The sequence below is a fragment of the Novosphingobium sp. FG90 genome (assembly GCF_057808725.1).
This window is the reverse complement of the sequence record NZ_JBMDIO010000045.1, coordinates 1-22,581: the sequence shown is the minus strand read 5'-3', so window position 1 is coordinate 22,581 and position 22,581 is coordinate 1. Positions and strand designations below refer to the sequence as shown.

The 22,581-nt window shown below is 67.7% G+C and carries 18 protein-coding genes; 8 read left to right on the top strand and 10 right to left on the bottom strand.

The features are described 5' to 3' along the window. Positions 1-25: 25 nt before the first annotated feature. Entirely contained in the window at positions 26-1,183 is a 1,158-nt protein-coding gene (locus ACODRZ_RS23895) for a polysaccharide biosynthesis/export family protein (protein ID WP_488972675.1), read from the bottom strand. Between the two features lie 211 nt (positions 1,184-1,394). Here ACODRZ_RS23895 and ACODRZ_RS23890 point away from each other — a divergent pair, with 211 nt between their 5' ends. The 3 genes from ACODRZ_RS23890 (at position 1,395) to ACODRZ_RS23880 (ending at position 4,071) form a co-directional block, all read left to right on the top strand. After that, complete coding sequence (locus tag ACODRZ_RS23890) at positions 1,395-2,564, top strand: KpsE/RkpR family capsule polysaccharide export protein (protein WP_488972674.1); 1,170 nt, start codon at positions 1,395-1,397, stop codon at positions 2,562-2,564. A gap of 113 nt (positions 2,565-2,677) precedes the next feature. After that, complete coding sequence (locus ACODRZ_RS23885; protein WP_488972700.1) at positions 2,678-3,427, top strand: ABC transporter permease; 750 nt, start codon at positions 2,678-2,680, stop codon at positions 3,425-3,427. After that, positions 3,424-4,071, top strand: coding sequence for an ABC transporter ATP-binding protein (locus tag ACODRZ_RS23880; RefSeq protein ID WP_488972673.1), 648 nt, complete (start codon positions 3,424-3,426; stop codon positions 4,069-4,071). The genes ACODRZ_RS23885 and ACODRZ_RS23880 overlap by 4 nt, the downstream gene beginning before the upstream one ends. Before the next feature lie 120 nt (positions 4,072-4,191). Here ACODRZ_RS23880 and ACODRZ_RS23875 read toward each other — a convergent pair whose 3' ends face one another. The 6 genes from ACODRZ_RS23875 to ACODRZ_RS23850 all read right to left on the bottom strand — a co-directional run bounded on the left by ACODRZ_RS23875 (position 4,192) and on the right by ACODRZ_RS23850 (position 14,289). Then, on the bottom strand, positions 4,192-5,322 hold the full coding sequence (locus tag ACODRZ_RS23875; protein WP_488986266.1) for a hypothetical protein: 1,131 nt from the start codon (positions 5,320-5,322) through the stop codon (positions 4,192-4,194). Next, positions 5,319-9,272 (bottom strand): rhamnosyltransferase WsaF family glycosyltransferase, encoded by a 3,954-nt coding sequence (locus ACODRZ_RS23870; protein ID WP_488972671.1) that lies wholly within the window; start codon positions 9,270-9,272, stop codon positions 5,319-5,321. Before ACODRZ_RS23870 ends, ACODRZ_RS23875 begins: the two co-directional genes overlap by 4 nt. A gap of 127 nt (positions 9,273-9,399) precedes the next feature. Next, positions 9,400-10,824: a glycosyltransferase family 4 protein gene (locus ACODRZ_RS23865; RefSeq protein WP_488986265.1), complete on the bottom strand. Its 1,425-nt coding sequence runs from the start codon at positions 10,822-10,824 to the stop codon at positions 9,400-9,402. 11 nt (positions 10,825-10,835) lie between these two features. Further along, entirely contained in the window at positions 10,836-11,795 is a 960-nt protein-coding gene (locus ACODRZ_RS23860) for a phytanoyl-CoA dioxygenase family protein (protein ID WP_488972699.1), read from the bottom strand. 26 nt (positions 11,796-11,821) lie between these two features. Beyond that, entirely contained in the window at positions 11,822-12,619 is a 798-nt protein-coding gene (locus tag ACODRZ_RS23855) for a DUF5672 family protein (protein ID WP_488972698.1), read from the bottom strand. Further along, a complete protein-coding gene (locus ACODRZ_RS23850) occupies positions 12,616-14,289 on the bottom strand; it encodes a glycosyltransferase family 2 protein (RefSeq protein WP_488972697.1) in 1,674 nt (557 codons plus the stop codon). Before ACODRZ_RS23850 ends, ACODRZ_RS23855 begins: the two co-directional genes overlap by 4 nt. A 170-nt stretch (positions 14,290-14,459) precedes the next feature. On the opposite strand from ACODRZ_RS23850, the gene ACODRZ_RS23845 reads away from it, so the two are divergent. Then, positions 14,460-15,161 carry a nucleotide-binding protein gene (locus tag ACODRZ_RS23845; RefSeq protein ID WP_488972696.1) on the top strand — a complete coding sequence of 234 codons (702 nt, stop codon included), beginning with the start codon at positions 14,460-14,462 and terminating at the stop codon, positions 15,159-15,161. Continuing rightward, positions 15,158-15,547, top strand: coding sequence for a hypothetical protein (locus ACODRZ_RS23840; RefSeq protein WP_488972695.1), 390 nt, complete (start codon positions 15,158-15,160; stop codon positions 15,545-15,547). The genes ACODRZ_RS23845 and ACODRZ_RS23840 overlap by 4 nt, the downstream gene beginning before the upstream one ends. Before the next feature lie 568 nt (positions 15,548-16,115). Here the strand turns inward: ACODRZ_RS23840 and ACODRZ_RS23835 are convergent. Together ACODRZ_RS23835 and ACODRZ_RS23830 are read right to left on the bottom strand one after the other, a co-directional pair. Continuing rightward, a complete protein-coding gene (locus ACODRZ_RS23835) occupies positions 16,116-16,973 on the bottom strand; it encodes a helix-turn-helix domain-containing protein (RefSeq protein ID WP_488972694.1) in 858 nt (285 codons plus the stop codon). Between the two features lie 549 nt (positions 16,974-17,522). Further along, positions 17,523-18,746: a capsule polysaccharide biogenesis protein gene (locus ACODRZ_RS23830; RefSeq protein ID WP_488972693.1), complete on the bottom strand. Its 1,224-nt coding sequence runs from the start codon at positions 18,744-18,746 to the stop codon at positions 17,523-17,525. 362 nt (positions 18,747-19,108) lie between these two features. Between ACODRZ_RS23830 and ACODRZ_RS23825 the strand changes: the two genes are divergently transcribed. Next, the gene (locus tag ACODRZ_RS23825) at positions 19,109-20,569 is read left to right on the top strand and encodes an LTA synthase family protein (RefSeq protein ID WP_488972692.1); all 1,461 of its coding nucleotides are present in this window, start codon (positions 19,109-19,111) and stop codon (positions 20,567-20,569) included. A 119-nt stretch (positions 20,570-20,688) separates the two neighbouring features. Here the strand turns inward: ACODRZ_RS23825 and ACODRZ_RS23820 are convergent, their stop codons facing one another. Beyond that, positions 20,689-21,465, bottom strand: a complete 777-nt coding sequence (locus ACODRZ_RS23820; RefSeq protein WP_488972691.1) for an SDR family NAD(P)-dependent oxidoreductase — start codon at positions 21,463-21,465, stop codon at positions 20,689-20,691. A 172-nt stretch (positions 21,466-21,637) separates the two neighbouring features. Between ACODRZ_RS23820 and ACODRZ_RS23815 the strand changes: the two genes are divergently transcribed. After that, positions 21,638-22,180, top strand: coding sequence for a sterol desaturase family protein (locus ACODRZ_RS23815; protein ID WP_488972690.1), 543 nt, complete (start codon positions 21,638-21,640; stop codon positions 22,178-22,180). A gap of 10 nt (positions 22,181-22,190) precedes the next feature. Beyond that, positions 22,191-22,581, top strand: a 391-nt coding sequence (locus ACODRZ_RS23810) for an aspartyl/asparaginyl beta-hydroxylase domain-containing protein (RefSeq protein ID WP_488986264.1), incomplete at its 3' end; no start/stop codon positions are given.

The following is a 22,581-nucleotide window of genomic DNA, read 5'->3' as shown; positions in this document are numbered from 1 at the left end:
GGCAGGCCGGGGCCTGCCCCTCAGGTCAGTTGTTGCTGTTCTGCACGGTCTGGACAGCGGCCGTCACGGTCATGATCGGCGTGAACAGCTGGCTGATCAGCGAGAACAGCTTGCTGGGCTGGTTCGCCGCCGCGTTGCCGAAGTAGATCACGTCCTTGTCGCGCATGGCGAAGCGCTGGGCGAGGAAGTAGGTGCCGGTCTTCATCATGTTGAGGTGATAGACCACGGGCACTTCGTTGCCCTGCTCGTCCTTCACGTAGCGGAACAGGAAGACCGCCGCCGGATCGCCCAGCCCGGGGTTGGCGCCGCCCGCCGTCGCCACCGCTTCCGCCAGAGAGACGGAGGAACGGCTGAACGGCAGCTGGTCCACCTTGCCGGGCGCGCCCAGCACCGAATAAGTGCGCGGGGCGTTGATCAGCATCAGCCGGTCGCCCGGATAGGCGCGGGCATCGAGACGCGGGTTTTCCACCAGATCGCTGACGCGCACATCGACGCTCTCGCCCCGGCGCACGACGCGCAGCGTCAGGTCGCGCGCGTTGCCCCGGTATCCGCCGGCCAGCGCGACAACGTCGGACAGCGTTTCCCGGTTGGTCTGCAGCACCAGTCGGCCCGGTTTCGTCACTTCGCCGCCGACGATCACCGAATTGGTGATCGCCTGCTGCAGCGTGATCAGCACCTGCGGGTTCTGCGACAGCCCGCGCAGGGAATCCCGGATCATCGTTTCGACTTCGCCGACCGTGTGGCCCATGACGTGCAGCCTGCCGGCATAGGGGATCTGGATATCGCCGCGATCGTCCACCCGGCTCGGCGGCAGCTTCTGCACCTGCACGCCGGGATTGACGGCGATCTGGTTGGTCTGCCCGGCAGCCGCACCGGCCCCGCCGCCACCGGAGAACAGGGTGACGCCCGCCTCGTAGATGTTGATGTCCAGCACGTCGCCCGGCCCGATCATGTCGGTGGGCGGCGGCGCCAGGTCGGCCAGCAGCGCGCTCGGCGCCTCTGCCCCGGTCACGGGCACGTCGCCCGCGGCCTTGACCTCGACAAGCTGGATCGGCAGCCCCGCCTCGGGATCGGCTGCGGACTTTTCGATCTGCTTGCCCGTGGGGCCGCTGGTCGGCAGCGTGGCGCAACCGGCGAGGCCGGCCAGCAGCAGGAGCAGGCTAACGGACTTCTTGACTGACATTTCGTGATGAACTCGGGAACGTGATCTTGCCGGTGCCTTAGCACTGTGGCCGGAGATTGAACAATAGCGCCGCACCCGATTGCGACGGGACGCTTTGCATCCGCCCTGACCGGCATTGCAGCAGCCTTGCGCGCGGGCGCATGTTGGCCTAGCGCTGATGCGATAGCCACGGCGGGAAGCCCCCGCCCCTTAGGTGCTGCAAAAGATACTTATGAACGTTGAGCACTCGTTTCCGATCGGGGAACAGGCCGAAACCAAGGCCCCGCGATCCGCATTTGCCACATGGCTGAAGAAACGTCGCTGGTTCGTCCTCTTCGTCATCGGGCCGACCCTTCTGGCGGTGCTGTACTACGGCCTGTTCGCGTCCGACATCTACGTCTCGGAATCGCGGTTCGTCATCAAGAGCCCGGACCAGAAGCGATCGCAGATGACCTCGCTCGCCAGCCTGATCCAGACCACCGGCCTGTCCGGCGGGCAGGAACAGACGAACGAGGTGCTGGGCTATGTCCGTTCGCGCGATGCCCTGCGCTCGCTGGAAAAGGACATCAACGTGCGGGCGCGCTTCTCGTCCGCGCAGGCGGATGCGATCTCGCGCTTCCCGATGCCGTTCTCGGACAATTCGTTCGAGGACCTGTTCAAGTACTACGGCAAGATGGTGGATGCCCGTCTCGACAGCGAGACCGGCCTGGCCGTGATCACCGCCCGCGCCTTCACCCCGGATGACGCCCACGCCATCAACGAGCGCCTGCTGGAACTAAGCGAGCAGCTGGTCAACCGGCTCAATGCCCGCGTGCAGACGCGCGGCATCGCCGAGGCGCAGAAGCAGGTGGACCTGGCGACCCTGCGCGCCAAGCAGGCCCGCGTCGCCCTGGCCGAATACCGCAATGCGCAGGCCCTGCTCGATCCCGCCAAGCAGGCGGTCGGCGTGATCCAGATCGCCGATACCATGATCGCCCAGCGCGCCGCGCTGCAGGCCCAGCTGGACCAGATGCAGCGGGTCGCGCCCAACAACCCCTCGATCCCGGCGCTGCGCAACCGCATCAACGCAATCTCGGTGCAGATCGCATCGCAGGACAGCCGCGTCGTCGGGTCGAACGGCGGGATCGCCTCCAAGCTGGGCGGGTACGAGAACCTGCTGGTCGAGCAGGAATTCTCCACCGAGAGCCTGAACGTGGCGAATGCCTCGCTCGTCCAGGCGCGGGCCGAGGCGCAGCGCCAGCAGTTCTATCTCGAGCGCGTCGTGGATCCCAATACCCCCGACATGCCGCTGCTGCCGCGCCGCATCCTGGGCGTGCTGATCGTCGCGGCTGCGGCGCTGTGCATCTACTTCATCGGTTGGATGCTGATCGTGGGCATCCTCGAGCACGCACCGGACGAGTGACGATGGAGCCGAGCACGCAACCGGCAGCGGGGCACGAACCGGGCCACAATCCGGCCCACGATCGGGAAACCCGTTCGCGCCTGCGCAAGCTGCAGGAAGGCTGGCGGATCCAGATGCGCGTGATCCATGCGCTGATGATCCGCGAACTGAACACCCGCTACGGCCGGGAGAACATCGGCTTTCTGTGGATCATGGCGGAGCCGCTGCTGTTCGCGGGCCTCGTCGCAACGATCTGGCGCATCTGGAAGGGGCCGGAGGAACACGGCATCAGCATCGTCGCCTTCGTCGTCAGCGGCTATATCCCGATCACCCTGTTCCGCCACGGCATCGCCCGCAGCGCGATGGTGTTCACCGCCAACAGCAGCCTGATGTACCACCGGCAGGTCAAGGTGCTCGACTTCGTGTTCGTGCGCTTCATCATCGAGCTGCTGGGCGGCATGATGGCCTACGTGTTCATCGCCGGGGTGCTGATCACCTTCGACCTGTTCCCGGTCCCGGCGGACCTGGGCCTGCTGATCGGGGGCTGGTTCCTCTACGCCCTGTTCTCCCTGTCGCTGTGCTTCATCGTGGCGCCGCTGTCCGAGATGTCGGAAGTGCTGGAAAAGTTCATTCCGGTCATCACCTATATCATGATCCCCTTCTCCGGGCTGTTCACGATGTCGGCCTGGCTCACCCCGACCGCGCGCGAGTTCCTGATGTGGTCCCCCTTCGTCAACGGCATGGAGATGATGCGCAAGGGCATCTGGGGCGATCAGGTCACGGCCTATTACGATCCCTGGAACCCGGTCGCCTGCGCGCTGGTGGCTGCGGCGATCGGGCTGGCGCTCTGCCGCAAGGTACGCAGGACTTTCTCCGTCGAATGATCGTCTGTCGCAACATCTTCAAGAACTACAAGCATGGCGGCAGCGTCAAGCGCGTGCTGAACGACGTCAACCTGACCGTCCGGCGCGGCGAGCGGGTGGCCCTGCTCGGCCGCAACGGCGCGGGCAAGTCCACGCTGATCAAGCTGATCGGCGGGGTGGAACTGCCCACCGCGGGCAAGGTCGAACGGCACATGTCGGTGTCCTGGCCGCTGGGCTTCGCGGGCGGTTTCCAGGGCAGCCTGACGGGCTACGACAACGCCCGCTTCATCGCCCGCATCTACGACCGCGACTATGGCGACATGCGCGCCTTCGTCGAGGATTTCACCGAGCTGGGCAGCCAGCTGAAGATGCCGGTGAAGACCTATTCGTCAGGCATGCGCGCGCGCCTGGCCTTCGCGCTGTCGCTGGCGATCGAGTTCGAATGCTACCTGATCGACGAGATCATCCTGGTGGGCGACCAGAACTTCCAGCGCAAGTGCCACGAGGAACTGTTCGAGAAGCGCACCGACCGCACGATGATCCTGGCATCGCACAGCAACGAATTCGTGCGCCAGTACTGCAACCGCGCCGTCCTGATTCACGGCGGCAAGGCGACGCCTTACGACGACGTCGCCCTTGCGGTGGAAACCTACTCCAACCTCTGAGGGGGGGCGGTTCTGAAAATCGCGGAAGAGCGATTTTCGTAACGGCACCGGCCCCAAGTGTCAGCATCTGGCCCGCCCGGCCACCCATGGAATACTGCCGTTGAGTGGCCGGGCCAATCCTCAGCCGAACAGGCGGCGCAGGGTGCGGGCGAGCAGCGAGGACTTGCTGCCGTCGCCGATCTCGATGCCCTTGTCGGAGATCGTCGCCAGCACCCGCTTGCCGTCCGAGCTCCACAGCTTGAGTCCGCCCCCGCCGATGCGGATGTTGAGCGAGGAATCCGCCGGGTCGGAATATATCTCGCCCGAGGCGCCCTTGTCGAAGGTCACGCCGCTGCCCTGTCCTTCGCCCGAGATGCGCAGCGCGCCTTCGGTGAAGGTGGTCTTGTCGAAGTCGATCCCGCGCCGGATGCGGCCGTTCTCTGACATCAGCACAGTGGACTGGTGATCCAGCGCATTGCGCATGATGATGCCCCAGTGCCAGGCGCCGCGCCGTTCCTCGACCGAACGGTTGGGATCGTCGGAATCCTCGGTGCGGATCTCGACCGCCGCGGTGTTCTTGCTGCCGAAGCCGACCAGCTGGAGGCCGACCTTGGCCAGCGCGTCCGGATCAATCCCGGCCGGGCCGCACCAGTCCTTGCCCGCGTTCAGCACGTCGATCTCGACGCCGACCAGCGCCGCGTCGAACTCGGTCGCCTCGTCATAGGCGAAGCATTCGGGCGGGGTGTAGCCGTTCCACTTCAGCGGCCACGACCGGGCGCTGAAGAACGCGCCCCACGACTTCGCGCGGGGCGCCAGCGCGGCGGAATCGCCCCAGATGGCGACACCGTTGAGGTCTTTCGAGAAGTTGTAGACCTCGGAATGGAGCAGCTGGAAATGGTTGTGCGCGTGGCGGTAGTGCTCGGAATCCATGGCCCCGACCGGCGCGTCCTGCATTGCGTGCGGGCGCGACTGCCAGTTCTCGATCGGCGTCTTGTCGGTGATGGTGTGCGAAAACGTGATGTTGCGCGCCAGCCCAGTATCGAGGTGGGAATACTGCGTCCAGAGCCCCTCGAGGCGTGGGTGGTTGCCACGGATGTAGCTGGTGCCTCCGAACCGCTCGTCCGTGACCAGCACGTCCTCGGGCAGCTCGAAGGGCGGCTTTTCCTGCGGGCACTGCGCCGTCAGCACGACGGACTTGCCGCCGTTGCCGACATGCTGGCGCAGTGACGCCAGGGTTTCCTCGGAAAAATCGTTGACGATGAAAGAGGTCATGCCTGTAGTGCCTTGTCGTTCTGTTTCGCCCCGTTCTTCAGGGGGTTGACTTGTTCCATGCCGTTCCTCGGCGCGATCTTCACCCCGTCGCGTTCGCCGCCGCCGGCCTGCTCCCACTGGTATTCCATGAACCGGTTGACCGGCGCGGTATCCCATTTGCCCGCGATCACCGGAGCGTCGGTATAAGTGGGCCGCACCGGGGCGAGATCGTCGAAGTCGAACCCGCTCATGCCCATGTCGACGGCGTTCACCGCCGCGTCCATCTCCCACTCCAGCGAACGATCGATCACGCTGTCCATGCAGCGCGCCGACCGCGCCTCGCGCGCGGCGGGATCGCGCAGCAGGCCCAGCAGGGCCTCGGCGATCGATTCCGCCGATTCATGCGCCAGCACGCCGGTGCCCGCGTCATAGTCGAACAGGTTGTTGTAGCGGTAGATGTCCACCGGCACGCAGCCCGCCGCCATCATCTCGAAGGGAATGCGCGACGGGTTGGTGGCGCTGATGCACAGCCCCGCCGCAGACTGCGCATAGAGCGTATTGATGCGGTTGACGTCGGTGATCAGGCCCAGATGCTCGTGCTCGAACGGGAGGTGCGGCTTCTGGTCCGATCCGTAGAGGACGATGCGCGTATCGGGCATCTGCGCCTTGACGATTTCCAGCGCCTCCACGCACAGCTGGGGTGCGCGGCGGAACTTCTCCGGCTGATAGAGCAGCGCGATCTGGTTGTCCCGGCGGCGCGGTGCGGTGGACAGGGTGCCACCGGAAGCGCCGGCGCCCGAAGCGGAACCGTGGCCGGTGCCTGCCTCCTCGTCCTCGTCCAGCGGCCGATAGACCTTGTGGTCCACGCCCAGCCCGCCCGAAGCCACGCCCACGCCGAACTGCGCCCGCAGGTTGTGCGCCAGCCAGCGGCCGACGCAGATGTGCTGCGCGCCCCAGGAATAGGACTGCGCGGCATGGAGGTAGGTATCGCCCACCGGGTTGAACATCGCCTCGTAGTCCTGGACGAAGTAGAACTGGCGTGCATCGTCCCAGTACTGCGCGGCATAGCGCTGGCTGTACCAGATCGTCGCCGCCGAGGCGGTCGGGTGCAGCCAGTTCACCCATGCGGAGTGCTGCGTCAGCGACACGTCGCCCAGCACCGAACCGATCCATTCCGCCGTGGCGGCATCGGCCGGACGCTCGTGCATCAGGTCGACGTCATAGCCCCGGCGCGCGAGCGAGGCGGCGAAGTTGTAGATCGTGCGATGACCGCCCGAGCCGCGGATCGGCGCGGGCGACAGCACGGCAAGGCGCGGCTGTCCCAGCGAACCGGGCCGCACCAGCGCGGGCGCCACGGGTACGTGGATGCGCTGCGAGGGTGCAAGCCGCTCTTCCAGCGCGCGGAAGGCAGGCAAGCGATGCGCGGCGACCGCCCAGCGCAGGCCCTTGAGCCGGCGCGAGACTTCGCCATGCAGGCGCGAACCGTCGAGCCGCGCGATCCCGTCCAGCCCGCTGGCGTCGAAGCCCATGGAATGAACGCTGCCGACGCCGAAGCTCTCGTTATGGCTGAGGCGGAAGAACGCCTCGGCCACTTCGACCGGAGGGGTCTGCGCGAAATCGGCGACGACCTCACGCGCGAAGCTGACGAGGTCGGAGCTGACGATGCCGTGACGGCGCACATAGTCGCCGATGGTCGCGGTGGCGGCCAGCAGACGTTCCTGCATCGCCGCGACGGGGCCGGTGACGACGCCTTCCTCTTCGGGCACGATCTCGCGCAGGGCGACGCCCTCGCGATAGCCCGTGGTCGAACCGCCGGGTGCGTTGAACAGGAATTCCAGCCCCGCCACTTCCGAGACCCGCAGCGGATAGCGGCGATTGGCGTCGAACACGTAGCCCGACTTGGAAACGTTCGCCGCCTGCGGGTTCAGGTACTGCTCCAGCCCGAAATAGCAGCCGTGCAGCCTGCCCGAGGAGATCCGCGCCAAATTGTCCTGGATGGTGCCGCGCCAACCGATGTCGACGATGACGCGCTGCAGGTCGGCCCGCGGCTCGTAGCCGGCCGCCTCCAGGTACTCCAGCAGGGCGCCGCGCTGCTCCAGGATCGCGGCGCGCGCGACGCGGGCCACCTTGGGGTTCCTGACGAAGGCGACGAAGCGCGGATCGCGCCAGGGCAGCTCCACCTTCTCGTCCACGTCTAGGCCCAGCCTGGCGGCGACGCCGCTCCACTGCTCCAGGTCGACGTTGAGCGTCGTGGCCAGCGCGGCGACCGACTGCGCCGAATACTGGCTCCACAGCCGCATCAGTTCGTCGATCGTGAAATCATCCATCGATGCGGCGAAAGTGGCACGGCGACTGACCTCGATCACCACCGGCTGCGGATAGGTACCCAGCTCGAAGACGTCGCGCGCGGCCAGCACTTCGTAGATGCGGCGGAAGAAATCCCCTTCGCGCGTGAAGAAGAAGACTTTGTCCACCTTGCGGCGCAGCGCTTCTTCCATGACGTGCAAAACGAAGCCGGTCGCCGCGACCGACAGCATTTCCAGTTCCGGATCGGCGCCGTCCTCGTGGCCGAGGGCCTCGGCGATGGCGGTCGCATGCGCGCTCGCGTCGCCTGTGACGTGGCTCCAGAAATCCCGGTCGAGCTTTTCCAGACGGGGCTGGTGCGAGGGCGAATAGTAATGGAACGCCGCGATGCCGCGATTGCGCGCGGCGGCGACGTCGGCGCTGAAGCGGTCGCCCATGTGCAGGACGTCCCGGCAATCCAGTCCCTCGGCCGCCAGCACCAGGTCATAGAGTGCGCCCGCGCGCTTGGTCGCCATGTGATCGGACGAGGAATAGACCTTGTCGATGGCATCCAGGCCGACATGATCCAGCAGCGCCTCCAGCGCAGTGCCGGGCATGTAGAAGTCCGAGAGGATCAGCTTGCGGCCCTCGTGCCCGGCGATCAGCTGCGCAGCCACCGGATCGATGCTGATCGCGGCCTTCTCCAGCGCGATCTCGCGGTCGATGAAGCCGGCGGCGAAGTCCTCTCCGGGTTCGGCCAGCAGCGGCGCCATGCGCGTGGCCACTTCGTCGATCCGGTATTCGAAATGCTCGTCGGCGACGTCCGCCTCGGCCATGCGGCGCAAGTGGAACAGGTCGATCGGATGCAGGTCCGCAAGGTCGCCCTCGGGGTCGATCCGGGTCAGCCACTGGACGCGGGCATGGCGCAGCTTGATCGCGTCGGGCGAACAGTCGCGGCGCAGGATCGTGTCCCACAAGTCGAGCGACAGCGTCTTGCCCTGCGCCGCCGCCAGCATCTGCGCGGCCAGTTCCGCACCGTCCGGCACGCCGTCCTCGGCGGCGGCGGTGGCAGCGGTGGTGGCAGCATCCGGGCCAAGGCCATCCGCCGCGACAAGAGCGACCTTGCCCCTGCCCTTCGCGCCGTCCGCCTCGTCCATACCATTCGCGGCGACGGCAGTGCGCCGCTCCAGCACATGAGTCATGCCGATGCGCAGCGGCCGCGCCATCATCGTCGTCGCGCCGCCGCCCAGCAGCCGCGCGACCTTCGCCTCGTCGAGCCTGGGCAGCAGCGCGGCAAGCGGCTGCGGCTCACCCTTGCCGGCGACGCCGTGCGTGGGCGCCAGCACGATCTCGGCCGGGCCTGCGCCCGAATGGATCACCTCGACCGGTGCGCCGGTCCGGTTCTCGTGGCGACCGTGCTGCAGGTAGTGGTGAAAGGCGTTCAGGCCCGCCGAGACCACGTCGGGATAGCGCGCGAGATAACCGCTGGTGGAAAAGTCCGGCGTGGGATCGCGTCCTTCGGCGTGCCCGTGGGCGATGTAGTGCCGCACGGGATCGATCCCGCTGGCCCGCACGTCCGGGTTCGTCGAAAGGTAGAACGCCTTGTCGAGATGCTTGGAAATCAGCTTGTAGGCAGGATCTTTGCCGAACCTGTCGCCACCGATGATCTTGATAACCGCCTTCTTCATGAAATTCGCCAATATCTCATTCACACAGCGCGAGATGCCCCACCATCCGCGACGGTGGTTTCCTGATAGTGGGCCGGAATCGAAAGTCCATGACAACCATCCCAAACCCCGCAGCATGACGGAAGGTTCACTCTCCAGCGTGCTCGATGTTCCGGTGATGCCCTGAACCACAAGACGCGGCCCCGGCCAGAGGGCGACCGACGGCCCGTTCGATGACCGCGCCGATCCGTGGCCCGACGGCCTCGATGTCGTAGCGCGCCGCCGCCGAAAGCGCCCCCTGCGATGCCCGCTGCCACTGCGCCGGATCGTCCAGCAGCGCCAGCACCGCCGCCGCCATGGCGTCGATATCGAAGGCCGGGACGACATGCCCGGCCCCTTGCGAGACCCAGGTGCCGACGCCCTGCGCCATCGTGTCGAAACAGACGGTCGGCAGACCGCAGGATGCCGCCTCAAGCGCGACCAGCGGAAACGGATCCTCGCGCGAGGGGAGCAGCAACAGCGCGCAGTGCCGGAAATCGGGCAGCGGGTCAGGCACTTCTCCCGCCAGACGCACGCTGCGCTCCACACCAAGCTCGCGCGCCAGCGCGGCCATGTCGACATCGCCCGGCCCGCCGAGCCAGAGGAATTCCACCGCTTCCCCGCTCATCCGGGAGGCCGCTGCGGCGACCCGGCAGAACAGGTCCGCTCCCTTGCGGCGGCTTCTGGTGCCGCAACCCGCGACCACGCGCCTGCGCTCGCCCCGGCTGACGTGCGCCGCGCCATCACGCTCGATCGCAGGCGGCACGATTTTCGCTGGCGTGCCCAGCAGGGTGCAAAGCGCCGCCCCGGCCTCCTCGTTGACGGCAATCGCCAGCGGCCGCTCGGGCGCGATCGCGGCAAGTGCATCGGCGTACATCGCCAGCCCCTGCCCGCTTTCATGGGCATGGAGCACCAGCGGGCCGCGATACCAGTCCAGCCACGCGCGCGCGCCAAGGGCGGCAAGGCTGTTGAAGTACACCAGCTCCACCCCCGCCAGCCCCTGCCGCAGAGCCTGCGCCCGTTCGCTGCGCCGCAGGGCGAACAGCGGCAGGCAGGGGAATTCCGCGATGAACTGCGCCGTCAGCGAACCTTCGTCCATCAGCACCAGCAGCGGATCGCAGCCATGGGTACGGCGCAGCCAGCGGGACAGGCGCAGGGCAAAGATGGGCGCTCCGGTGCGCGTCGCCTCATGCACGATGATGGCGATGCGGGGTGATGCCGGTGCAGATGGGCGCGCGGGTTCCTGCTCCAGGGTCCAGCCCAGGGGCCAGTTCAGCCAGCGCCCCACCAGCATCCACGCGACAACGGGGTTCCATCCGCCAAATCTTCGCCCGATCGGCCCCGCCGCGATGCGGCCGGGATGGACCTGCGGCCCCGGACGTCGCCCCTCGCGCCAGCCATGCGCGCAGTAATGCGCCAGAGGATCGACCCCCGACGCGGCGACATCGGGATATTCCTCAAGGTAATAGGCGGCATCGAACCGGCCCGAACGGCGCACCAGCCAGCGGGACAGCATCTGCAGCCGCTTCGTCATCGCGTCCGTCCTCAGCCCGCCAGGCGCCTGATGATCCGGCGCGGCAGTGAGGCGCGGCGACGGCGGCGCGGATCGTCGACCGGCTCGCCCAGATACGTGTTCGGGCGGGGCCGCCCGTCGCTCACCGACACCAGATCGCGCAGCTGCAGCCGCCCCACTGATTCGTCGGAGAATGCGGGCGTGTAGTAGATGCAGTCCTCGAAATAGTAGTGCGTCACTTGCGACCAGCGCGTCAGGCGCGGGTCGTTCTGGCGACTGCCGCCGTGCAGCAGGTTGGCGCACCAGATCAGCGCCTGCCCCTTGCGCGCGTGGAAGGTGTCGACCTGTGCCCCGTTGGCCTTCACCAGCGCCTGCCATGCCGGGCCATAGGGATCCTGCGCCGATCCCAGGTCGCTGCCATAGCCGCGCCGCCCGATCAGCGCATTGGTCATGATCGGCCAGCGGTGCGATCCGGGATAGTAGAACAGCGGTCCGGCATCCGGCCCGATATCCTCCATCGCCAGCCACACGCCGCACATGAAGCGTTCCGGCAGGCTGGAGAAGTGGACCGAATCCGAATGCGCGTCCTGCTGCGTTCCCACCGGGAAGTTGAGCGTCTGGAACGGGAAGGCGCGGCGGCCATAGAGCTTGCCCAGCAGGTCCAGCACCGCTTCGTTGGCGGCGATGGCACGCACGTCCTCGTCGAACTTCCAGGCATCCTGCACGCGCCGCTCGCCGATGGTCTTGTCGCTGTCCGGGCTGGCGAAGTCGATGCCGTAGCGCGGGCCGAGCGCCGCCTTGATCCGGTCAATCCGCGCATCGATCTGCACATCGGGAAAGTCGAGGACGGCATAGCCCCTTTCGTGAAGATCGGTAGCGATCCGCGCCTCTTCCGCCGTGAAACCCTGCGTGTCCCTGAGGGCGGCGAACAGCGGGGATTCGATCAGGGGCAGACCGGGAAAGGGATTGTTCACGAAACCTCGCTCACGCATTGCTGTCCGGTGCTCCTAGCCCGGTGTCAGCCCCGAAACCAGCCTGCAAACCTGTCCGCCACCATCCGCAGCGCCCGCCGGTTGCCCTGCGGACCGCGCCGCACGTCCTGCAGGATCGACAGGAAATCGCGCCTGAGGGCGGTGTGCTCGTCCAGCGCGCGGTAGACCTGCCAGAAATCCTGCGCCCCAACCGCACGCGGCATGTTCCAGACGCCGTGATAGCCGAAGGTCTCGCGCGGGTCGCCGGTGCGCTCCGCCGCGAACAGGTCTGCCAGCGCGCGCGGGGCGAAGCGCATCCCCTGCCCTTCCAGCCAGGCGCGGTTGGTGCGCCCGATGGCGACGTCCTCGGGATGGACGGGCACGAAGGCGGGATCGCGGCACAAGTCCATCAGCCGCCGGCTGCGCAGCGAAAAGCCGCCGTTGCCCACATCATGCCCATCGTCGAACTGCGGCCAGCTGGCGCCGATGTAGTCATGGTCGAGGAATGCATCGTGCCAGCGTCCGGCATCAAGGACATGACCGTCCCACTGCGCGACAAGGCAGTGCGACGTGTGCACATGGTCGGGCAGCCTTTTCAGCAGGAAGTCCGAATAGGCCGCCGCCGATGTGAGCCGATCGATCCGCACGACCTTGATGCGCGGATCCGCCGGGCTGACCTGCGCGTCGGTCAGCAGCCTGCAGGCCGCGAAGTCGATCTGCTCCAGGCTGCGCTCCAGCGCGGTCAGCGTCGCGGCGACGTTGACCGAAGTCACCGCGCAGAGCGTCACTTGTGGCAACTTGAGGCGCTGCGCGGGCTCGTGAAGGCGCTGCGCGGGCTGGCTCAAAGCTGCACCACGAAGCGCTCGCTGTACCGGTTCAGCTGCGGATGATGGAACGGGTCCACCTGCGTATCGGTATGCCAGCGGGCCTGAAGCGCGGCCAGTTCACCGGCCAGGCGGGCCGCGCCCACCGGATCGCGGTCCAGCCCGCGCGAAACGGACTCGTGATGCACCAGCGTCGCGCGCGGTTCGTAGAAGGACTGCCACCCCGCCGCGTTCAGGCGCAGGCACAAGTCCACGTCGTTGAAGGCGACGGCGAAGTTCGCCTCGTCCAGCCCGCCGACTGCCTCGAAACTGGCCCGCCTGACGACGAGGCAGGCCGCCGTCACCGCCGAAGTGAACTGCGGCAGGGCATGGCGGTGAAAGTACCCCTCCTCGTCCGGATGCAGCAGGCGATGGGCATGGGCCGCGCCGCCGCAGATGCCCAGCACCACCCCCGCATGCTGGATGCGTCCGTCGGGATAGAGCAGCCGCGCGCCCACGGCGCCAACTTCGGGCCGCAGCGCCTGCCGGGCCATGATCGCCAGCCAGTCGCCGCGCAGCATCTCGATGTCGTTGTTGAGCAAGCACAGCAGATCGCCGGTCGCCAGCTTCGCCGCGCGGTTGTTCAGGCGCGAGAAGTTGAACGGCCCGTCGTCACGCAATACGCGGTGGCGCGCGGGATCGAGGGCGGCCAGATAGTCCAGCGTCGCCGGATCGTCGCTGCCGTTGTCGACGACGATCACCTCGAAATCGGGATAGTCGGTGCGCGCCAGTCCCTCGATGCAGGTGCGCAGCAGGTCGAGCCGGTTGCGCGTCGGCACGATGACGCTGACTTTCGCAAGCGCCCCCTCTCCGGTGGGCAGGCCCTCCCCGGCGGGCAGGACAGTCGGCACTTGCGGCGCCGGGCGGCTGCGGCGGTGGTGCAGGACATGGGGAATCCGCTCCGCCCCCGAACTGCGCGCCGCGATCCGCGCGGTCAGGCGCCCCGCCCAGTCCGCGGCATCGAGGTTCTCCAGATCGGCCGCTTCGGCCCGCAGGATGCAGGCGCCCGTCAGGTAGTCGAAATGGCGCAGCAGTTCCGCGTTCCACACCGGCTTGAAATGCGGCTTCACCCGCCTGCCGCCCGCGTCGATGAGGTCATCGTCGGCATGGACGATGCGCGCCCGCGTTCCGGCGGCGGCAGCGCGGTAGGCATCGAGCGCGCGCGGGGCGAGCGTGTCCCCGGCCGCCAGAGGCAGCAGCCACGGCCCCGCGCTCCAGTCGATCGCCGTCGCTGCCGCGGCAAGGTCGGGCGTGTCCGCGGTGCCGAGCGCCAGCACCTGTGCGCCCTGCCCCGCAAGGCTGCGCAGCGTCTGCGCCTGCCCTGCCCCGGCTCCGACGATGGCGACGATGGGGGCGACGATAGGGGCGACGATAGGGCCTTCGATGTATGAACCGCCCTCCCCGCGCTCCGGCAACGGCGGCTCGGTCTGCAACCACAGCCGATAGGCGCGCGGCGAGGCGGCCAGCAGCGGCGCGAACTGGCCGCGCGCGCGCACCCGCTTGCCAAGCACGCGCCACCACAACGCCGTCAGCCAGGCGCGCGGGGCCATGCGCAGCGCGTCGAAATGGACCGGCAGGGCCAGCCGGAAGCCGCCGCGCATCCGGTTTTCCGCCTTGCGGCTGTCGCTGGTGTCTGTCCGGTTTGATGGCATGCCCCCTTGCCGATAACGGTTTGCGCGAGGGCGACAAGCGCAAAAGCGGCAAGCCTATATCCGTGCGATAGCCATCGGCTATCAGGATACCTGACAGATACTATACAAGTACCATCATTGACATGGTAGCTACCAGCTAGCTATCCGGTACTGCGAAAGGGGAATCGTCCATGCCCACCGTCGTCTTCGTCAGTCCCAAGGGGGGCGTGGGCAAGACCACCGCCGCCTTGCTGCTCGCCTCGGAACTGGCGCGCGCCGCGCCCGTCACCGTGGTCGATGCCGATCCCAACCATCCCATCGCCGCCTGGAGCAAGGGCGCACAGCTGCCCGAAAACCTCTCCATCCTTGCCGACGTGGACGAGGACAACGTGATCGACCGGATCGAGGAAGCGGCGGCCAGGACCCCCTTCGTCGTCGTCGACCTGGAAGGCACGGCGGCCAAGATCGTGCTGCTCGCGGTCAGCCAGGCCGATCTGGTGGTGATCCCCATGCAGGGATCGCAGCTCGATGCCGAACAGGCGAGCCGGGCGATCCGCGTGCTCAAGCAGCATGAGAAGATGACCGGTCGCGCGGTGCCTTACGGGGTTCTGCTGACCCGCACCTCGCCGATCATCCGCACCCGCACGATGGGCCACATCCAGGGCGGCCTGCTCGATGCCGGGGTGCCGGTGTTCGAGGCGCAGCTCAACGAGCGCGAGGCGTTCCGCGCGGTGTTCTCGTTCCAGCAGACGCTGGAGAACCTCGACCCGCGCGAGGTCTCGAACCTCGACAAGGCGCAGGCCAATGCCGAACAGTTCGCCGCCGAAGTGATCGAACGCCTGCGTGCCGCGCGCGCTGCTTCGGCTACCGGTGAAGTGGAGACTGCCCGATGACGCGCGCCAACCCTTTCGGCAACCTCGACGATTTCGCCTCCGCCCCCTCCCCCAAGCCGGTTCCGGCCGAGGCGATCGAGGAAATCGCGCAGGCAAGCGGCTTCCCGAGCCGCAAGGCGCGCACGGGGGAAGCCCCCTCCCCCATCCTGGCCCCGGCGGCAACTAAGCCCGCGAAGCGCGAGAAAACGGCGGTTGCTGCCCCTCCTGCCCCCGCACCGGTGCGGCAGCCGCGCCGCCGCACCACCGGGCGCAATCAGCAGATCAACATCAAGGCCACCGAAGAGACGATCACCGCGCTCTATCGCGTCGCCGACGAACTGGACCTGCCGCTGGGCGCCGTGCTGGAGCGCGCGCTGGCAGCGCTGGAACGATCGGGCGGCAAATGATGGATATCAGGTAGCTATCCGATACGCGATAGCTACCTGATACTAAAATGGTACCATAGAGATATCAACGCCCGCCCATGACGCGGGCGAAGGCACATGTCGCGACGACCGGTCCAAGGCAAACGGCCCGGCCGCGGCATGTTGGCGCGAAGGCCATGCCAAGACCTCCCGATCCATGGATACGCGGCCCATAAGTACTGCGCCTAGCCGATTTCGCTGCCGATCAGGCAGACGCTCGCCAGCGCCGCGCCGGCCCGCCAGTTGCCGGTGGACAGCACCGCCGCCAGCTGCAGGGCAAGCGCGACGAGGATGTGCTCCAGCTACACCGTGCGGCAGAAACAGGGCAGGGAAGTACCTAATGGATATCGGATAGCTATCGTATAGCTACTAGGTACCATAACGATATCCTTCAACCGGGCGACGTTTCGCCATGGGGCAAGGACCGTTCCGCGCGATGCCGCCTCGGCTTGTTCCCCCCGGGAACACCCGCGCCGCGTAGCGGTGCGTCGACCCTTGCGGCAGGGAAGGTGGTTTTGGGTCTCTTGTGCCGTGTCCGGCGTCCATGTCGTCAGACATCGGGGTGTGGACCGGCCAGGTCCACTCCATATTTCGTCATATGAATGGAATCAGGTAGGGGTTGCGTATCGGTTTGAGACTCGCGCTCCTGCCTGTCCGAAGCCGCATCGATCGCGGCGCCCAGACGCGCGAGAACCTTGCCCAGAGCGCCCCCGACGTGGGCCTCGGCCAGTTCGCGGCAGGTGAGGGACCCGACCATCGCCGCCATGTCCTCGGCGTGGGTTTCCTCGCGGTGCGCCGCGTCGTCCGGCACGGGGGCAGGGCGCATCCAGCGCGGCAGGTAGTCCATGATGATGCGGGGCAGGAAGGCGCGATAGGCGTTGGACGTCTGCTCGTAGCGCGGGCCGGGGCCTTGTGCATCCTCGATCCGCTTGAAGCGGCGCTGGCGCACGAGAAAGCCGATGTCCTCGAGGATCTTGAGCGCGCGCGCCACGGTGGCGCGGCCCAGGCTGGTGGCCTGCGCCAGGTGATCGTAGCTCGGGAAGACGCGGCCGCCGTTCAGGCGCGAGAGCGTCAGGATCTCTTCGAAGACGCGCACGCTCGCGGCGGTCAGGGTGGTGATGAGATGCTCGGCCGGGGTGAGGGTGCGCGTGCCCCCGCGCGCTTCGCGGCGCAGCTGGCGCCCGGCATCGAGGATGCGGCGCGCGGCGCGCAGCAGGCGATCGGGCTCGCCCCGGGCGGGGGTCACGAAGAAGGCATGCTCGAACGTGCCCGCCTCGACGCTGCCGCGCAGCACCCGCGCGCCGGTGCGATGCGGGGCTCCGGTTCGCGCCTTGCGCGCGCCTTGCGTGCCGCCCAGCGCATTCGCCAATGCGCCGCCGAGCGCCATCTTCAGGGTATGCGTTGCCATTCGTCCCTCCGCAGGAGGGCCGTCATCGAGACAAAAAGAGGGCGTGGCGCGAAACGCGCATCCTTGAAAACGGGTTCGGGATGGGGTACAAGGACGACCGGAGTTGGTTGTTTCCGGGCAGCGTTTGGCGACGCTTGTCCTTACCTCATCAGGATGCCCGGCCTTCGTGCCGGGCTTTCTTTTAGGTGATCACGGCCTGTCCTTTTCCAAAATCCGCCCAGAAATCCGCTCAGAAATCCGCCACGATCCGGCCATCCGGATCGTCACGTCGCAGCGCAGCCGGAAAGCTCCGCGTCGATCCGGCAATTTCGCAGCAATCCCGGGCGGGCGGAACCCAGTACGGTTCGTGCTTTCGAGTAGGAAAGTGAAAATTCGTTCGTGCTTTCAAATAGAAATTGCCGAACGCATTCGTGCTTTCACGTAGAAATTCGCCGCGCAATTCGTGCTATCGAGTAGCAATTGGCGGCAAACTTCGTGCTTTCGAGTAGAAATTCCCGAATCACCCCTGATCGCCCAGCACGCGCCCAGCACAGGCCCAGCACAGGCCGATCATTCGGGCACGATCGGCTGCCCTTCGAGCCTGGCGACGGCATGGCGAACCACCTTGTCCAGCGCCTCTTCGGAGAAGAAGCCGCCGGGGATCAGGCAGCGCTCGATCAGCACCCGCCGGAACGCCGCGAACGTCTCGGGCGAGGGGGGCACGGGATCGGTCCAGAAGGCGTCTATGCCGTCCTGACAGGTGATCTGCGCTATGTCGTAGACGGCATGGCCCAGCACCACCACCGGCAGCCCTTCGGCAAGGGCGAAAGTGCCGCTGGTGCTGTTGATCGTGACGACGCCGCGCGAACCGCGCGTGACCGCGACGATATCGCCCCAGGCGAGGTAGTCGACGCGCTCCTCCACCCCGAACAGCGCGGCCATGTCGGCCGTGACCTGTCGCCAGTCGCGCACACCGTTGTCGAGCGGGTGCTCCTTGACCACCAGGCGCGTGCCCGCGGGCGCATGCGCGGCGAACGAGCCGATCACCAGCCTCAGCGCATCGGCGATCCCGGCGAAGGGCGAATGCAGGCGGATCTGCGCATCGGAATCGAGCTGCAGCGGGAACAGGAAATAGGGATCGCCGGATGCGGCAAGCCGCGCCATCAGCACGCCGGCGGATGCCTCGCGCTCCTTGCGGCGGCGCAGCTTGCGGATCCAGCCCATGCCCTCCACCACCGGATGCCAGGGCCGATGATTGTTCCAGCCCGGATAATACCAGCGCGTCAGCACGTCGGCGGCGTTGTAGGCCAGCCCCTCCAGCGCGCGGCGCCGGAACGAGGAGGGCACCTGCGCATGGGGCGGCACCGGGGGCAGGGCCGCCGCCGTCTCGCGATACCACCGCGGATCGCGCGGCAGCGAGGAGTGGCCGTTGACACCCCCCAGTTCCAGCGTCACCCAGTCGGGCCGGATATAGCCTTCCTCGAAGACATGGACCGGCACCCCTGCCTCGCGGCAGATGCGGATGGCGGGCATGTGATGGTCGCGGCAGTCGCCGAACAGCACGACGTCGGTGATCCCGCGCTCGCCCAGCAGCGCCGCGAAGGCCGCGGGCCAGTCGGCCAGGGTGCCGCGATAGTCGATGCCGCCCGGCAGCCGCCAGAACGCGCGGTCGCCGCCGTTGAAGTTGACCTTGTGGACATCGTGCCCCGCCGCGATCAGTTCCTGTCCGAGACGGCGGAACAGCGGCCCCATCAGACCCTGCAGCAGCAGGACGGAGCGACGGGGCGGAACCATGGTCCGCCCGGAAACAGCCTTGCCGCCGGTATCCGGGCGAAGGTCCGCCGTTCCTGCGGAATCGGTCCCGGCAGTACGATATTCTGGCATACGGAAAAGACGCACTCCGTTGCGACATACATGAATCTGCTTACAAATCGTGTGCCGCCCACCCGATCTGTCCTGCATGTCGGTTCGAGCGATAGGCCTCCCGATGACACGCGGCAAGTCTGTGACGGTTGCAGGCAGCCTGCATGGGCATAGACGGAGTCGGTTGATGACAGCCTTTGTCCCGCCCGCTATTAGCCCGTCCCCGTCCCCGCCGTCGGTTCAGATCAACGGGCAGGCGCAGCTTGGGCGCAAGTGGTGGTGCTACTCAGACAGTGACGTGCGACGGACTGACAATTGCGGGGGCGCTGCTGGGCGCAGCTCTCCTCGACGCGCCGGTACGGCCCAGGGCCGCGCGCGGCGGGGCCGGGCTGTGGCTGCTCGCCTGCATGAGCACGGCGCTCTACGGCCTGTTCCTGGCGATCTGCGGCAACGGTGCGGTGGCGATGGTGCTGGCGCTGGCGGTGCAGGCGCTGCTTTCGGTCGCCTCCAACGCCAAGCACGCCATGCTGGGCGAGCCGCTGCTGTTCTCGGACCTGGCGCTGGTCGGCGCGGTGTTTCGCCATCCACAGTTTTATCTGTCCGCCGTGGCCGTCTGGCAGCGCGTGGCAGGGGGGATCGTGGCCGCCGTGCTGCTGGCGGTCGCCGCGTGGTTCTCCCGCGCCGAGCTTGCCGCGCACCTCGTCGGCCTGCTGCTGCTGGCGGGAGGGCTGGGCGCGCTCGCGCTGTCGCTGCGCCTGCCGCCGTGGCGCGCTCTGGCGCGGGTGCCCGATGCCCCTGCCGACACGCGGCGCCTCGGCCTGCTGCCGGTGCTGCTGCTCTACTGGCTGCGCTGGCGCGCCGAGCCCGATCCCGCGCCCTGTGCTCCCGCCGCGAGACAGGCGGCGGAGGATGGCCCCGAACTCATCGTCGTGATCCAGTGCGAGAGCTTCGCCGATCCGGCCGCGCTGTTCGGCGATCCCGCGCTGGCGCTTCCCGGCCTTGCCGCCGCGCGCGCCTCCGCCTGCCAGTGGGGCAACCTGAACGTGAGCGGCTTCGGCGCCTATACCATGCGCACCGAATACGGCGTGCTGTTCGGGCGCGACGAGGAGGCGCTGGGCTTCCGCCGCTACGACCCGTTCCTGACCGCCGCCGCCGAAGGCAGCCATGCCCTGCCCGCAAGGCTGGCGGCGGCAGGCCGCAACTGGCGCAGCCTGTTCGTCCACCCCCACGACATGCGTTTCTACGGACGCGACCGGATCATGCCCGCGGGCGGCTTCGCGCAGCTGGTGGGCGAGGACCGCTTCGCCCCGCCCGGGCCGGGGGAGGGCCGCTACGTCACCGACGCGGCGATGGCCGATGCGATCATGGAACTGGCCGGGGCGGCGAGCCAGCCCACGCTGCTCTACGCCGTCACCATCGAGAACCACGGGCCGTGGCAGACCGAACCCGGGGTGGACCTGGTCGAGGGCTACATGCGCCTCGTCCGCAAGGGCGATGCCATGCTGACGAGCCTGACGGAGCGGATCGCCGCCCTGAAACGTCCGGCCCTGCTGGTGTTCTTCGGCGACCACCGCCCGAGCATCCCCGGCGCGACGAAGCCGGGTGGCCCCCGGCATACTCCCTACGTGATGCTGCGGATGGACGCTGAGGGCAGGGCCGTCCGCCGCGACAACCGCCGCATGGACCTGACCCCCGCAGGGCTGCACCACGCGATCCTGGGCGAAGTGATCCCCGACATCGTATCGGGGCACTGACGGGCGGGTTCCTGCCCGAACCTGCTGCCTTCAAAGCATGATCGCCGCCACCGCGCCGGTCCACGGCTCCGGCGCACGGATCATCAACCCCCGGGCTGGTTGACGATTGACGGATTACCTCACCCCGGCGGCGTCAGGCTGCCCAGCACCCGGTCGCGCAAGGGACGGGGGAGCAGGCGGTCCAGCCAGCGCAGCACCGCGAAGGGCCAGGGCAGGACGAGGTGCGCCTGCCGCCGCCGTGCCGCCTTCGCGATGCGCGCGGCGACGGCCTCGGCGCTCATCAGCATCGGTTTCGGCCCGGGCACCTTGCGGCCTGCCGCAGTGTCGATGAAGCCCGGAGAGACGAGCGTGACACTGACCCCGTGGGACTTCGCCGCGATGCGCAGGGCCTCGGCGAAGCGGGCAAGGCCCGCCTTGGTGCCCGAATAGGCCGCCGCGAAGGGCAGGGCGTGGAACGCCGCCGCCGAGCCGACCAGCACGATGCGCCCCCTCCCGCGCCGCGCCATCCGCTCGGCCAGCGCCGCCGCCATCGCGGCGGGCGCGGTGAAGTTGACCGTGCCCATCCGCGCCACCATCCGCGCGTCCTCCACCAGATCGCCCGCCGCGCGCACGTCGCCCCGGCCCGAGGCCAGCAGCGCCAGATCGAAGGGCGAGGCCGCATCCTCGTCCGCCAGCGCGGCAAGGGCGGCATCCACATCGGCGATGTCCAGCGAGCGCACCTGCGCCAGCGCGCCCGCCGCGCGGCAATCCTGCGCGATCGCCTCCAGACGCGCCGGATCGCGGCCCCACAGGCTCAGCATCACCCCCGGCCGCGCGTAATGCCGCGCCAGAGCGCCGCCAAGGCCGCCCGAGGCGCCGGTCACGAGAATACGGTTCTGAACGGATGAGTCCGTCATCGCGGTGAGGCCCGGAAACTAAAACTTCTTGTCATGTTTTAAACCCGGTTGGAGGTAAATCGACTTGACAGCCAATCCCACCTACTGTCCAGCATCGAAGCCAATGCCTGCTCCGGTTTCCAGTCCGCAACGCATCCGGTTGTTCAAAAGCGAGCGCCTGGAAAAGCTTACGATGATCTCGCCGCGTACTTTCGCAGTGAGCTGGGCAGTCATGCTGCCGCTGATCGCGCTGGCCGGGTGGGGTTCCGCAACGGTTATGGGCGCATCTGCCCTCGTCGCCGTCGGCCTCGTCGCCTGGACGCTGTTCGAATATGCGATGCACCGCTACCTGTTCCATCTGGACGGCAAGGCCCCGCTGGTGCGCTGGCTGGTGTTCCTGATCCACGGCAACCACCACGCAAGCCCGAACGACCCGATGCGCGGGCTGATGCCCCTGCCGGTCAGCATCTTCGTGGGCGCGCTGGTCTGGGCGGCCTGCTTCGCAGTGCTGGGCAAGGCGGGAACCTGGGCATTCCTGGGCTTCATGACCGGCTACGTGATCTATGACGCGGTGCATTATGCCTGCCACCAGTTCCCGATGCGCGGCCGCATCGGCGCTGCGCTCAAGCGCCACCACATGCGCCACCACTACGTCGACGAGGAAGGCAACTTCGCGATCTCGGCGATCTTCTGGGACCGGGTGTTCGGCAGCCGGATCGGGTCGCTGAAGCGGTAAGGCAACAGTCATGAACTGGCAGAAAACCGTCAACGCAAGGGGCTGGAAGGTTCCTTTCGTCAACAAATCTCTGTTCCAGATCGGCAAGGAACTGCGCCCGAAGATCGACGCGGTGATCATGCGCAATTCGCGGATCCCCGACGCCGCGGTGCAGGACAAGGCGTTCTTCCCCTGGATCGCCGAGCTGGAACGCCACTGGCAGGCCATCCGCGACGAGGCGGTGCGGATCCGGGCCGAGGACATTCCCTCGCTCGGCGATATCTCCTTCGACCATGGCCGCATCGCCGCCGACCGCCGCTGGCGTGCATTCTTCCTCAAGGGCTACGGCTATCGCATGCCCGGCAACGCCGCGCGCGCGCCGCTGACCGCCGCGCTGATCGAGAAAGTGCCCGGCCTCGTCA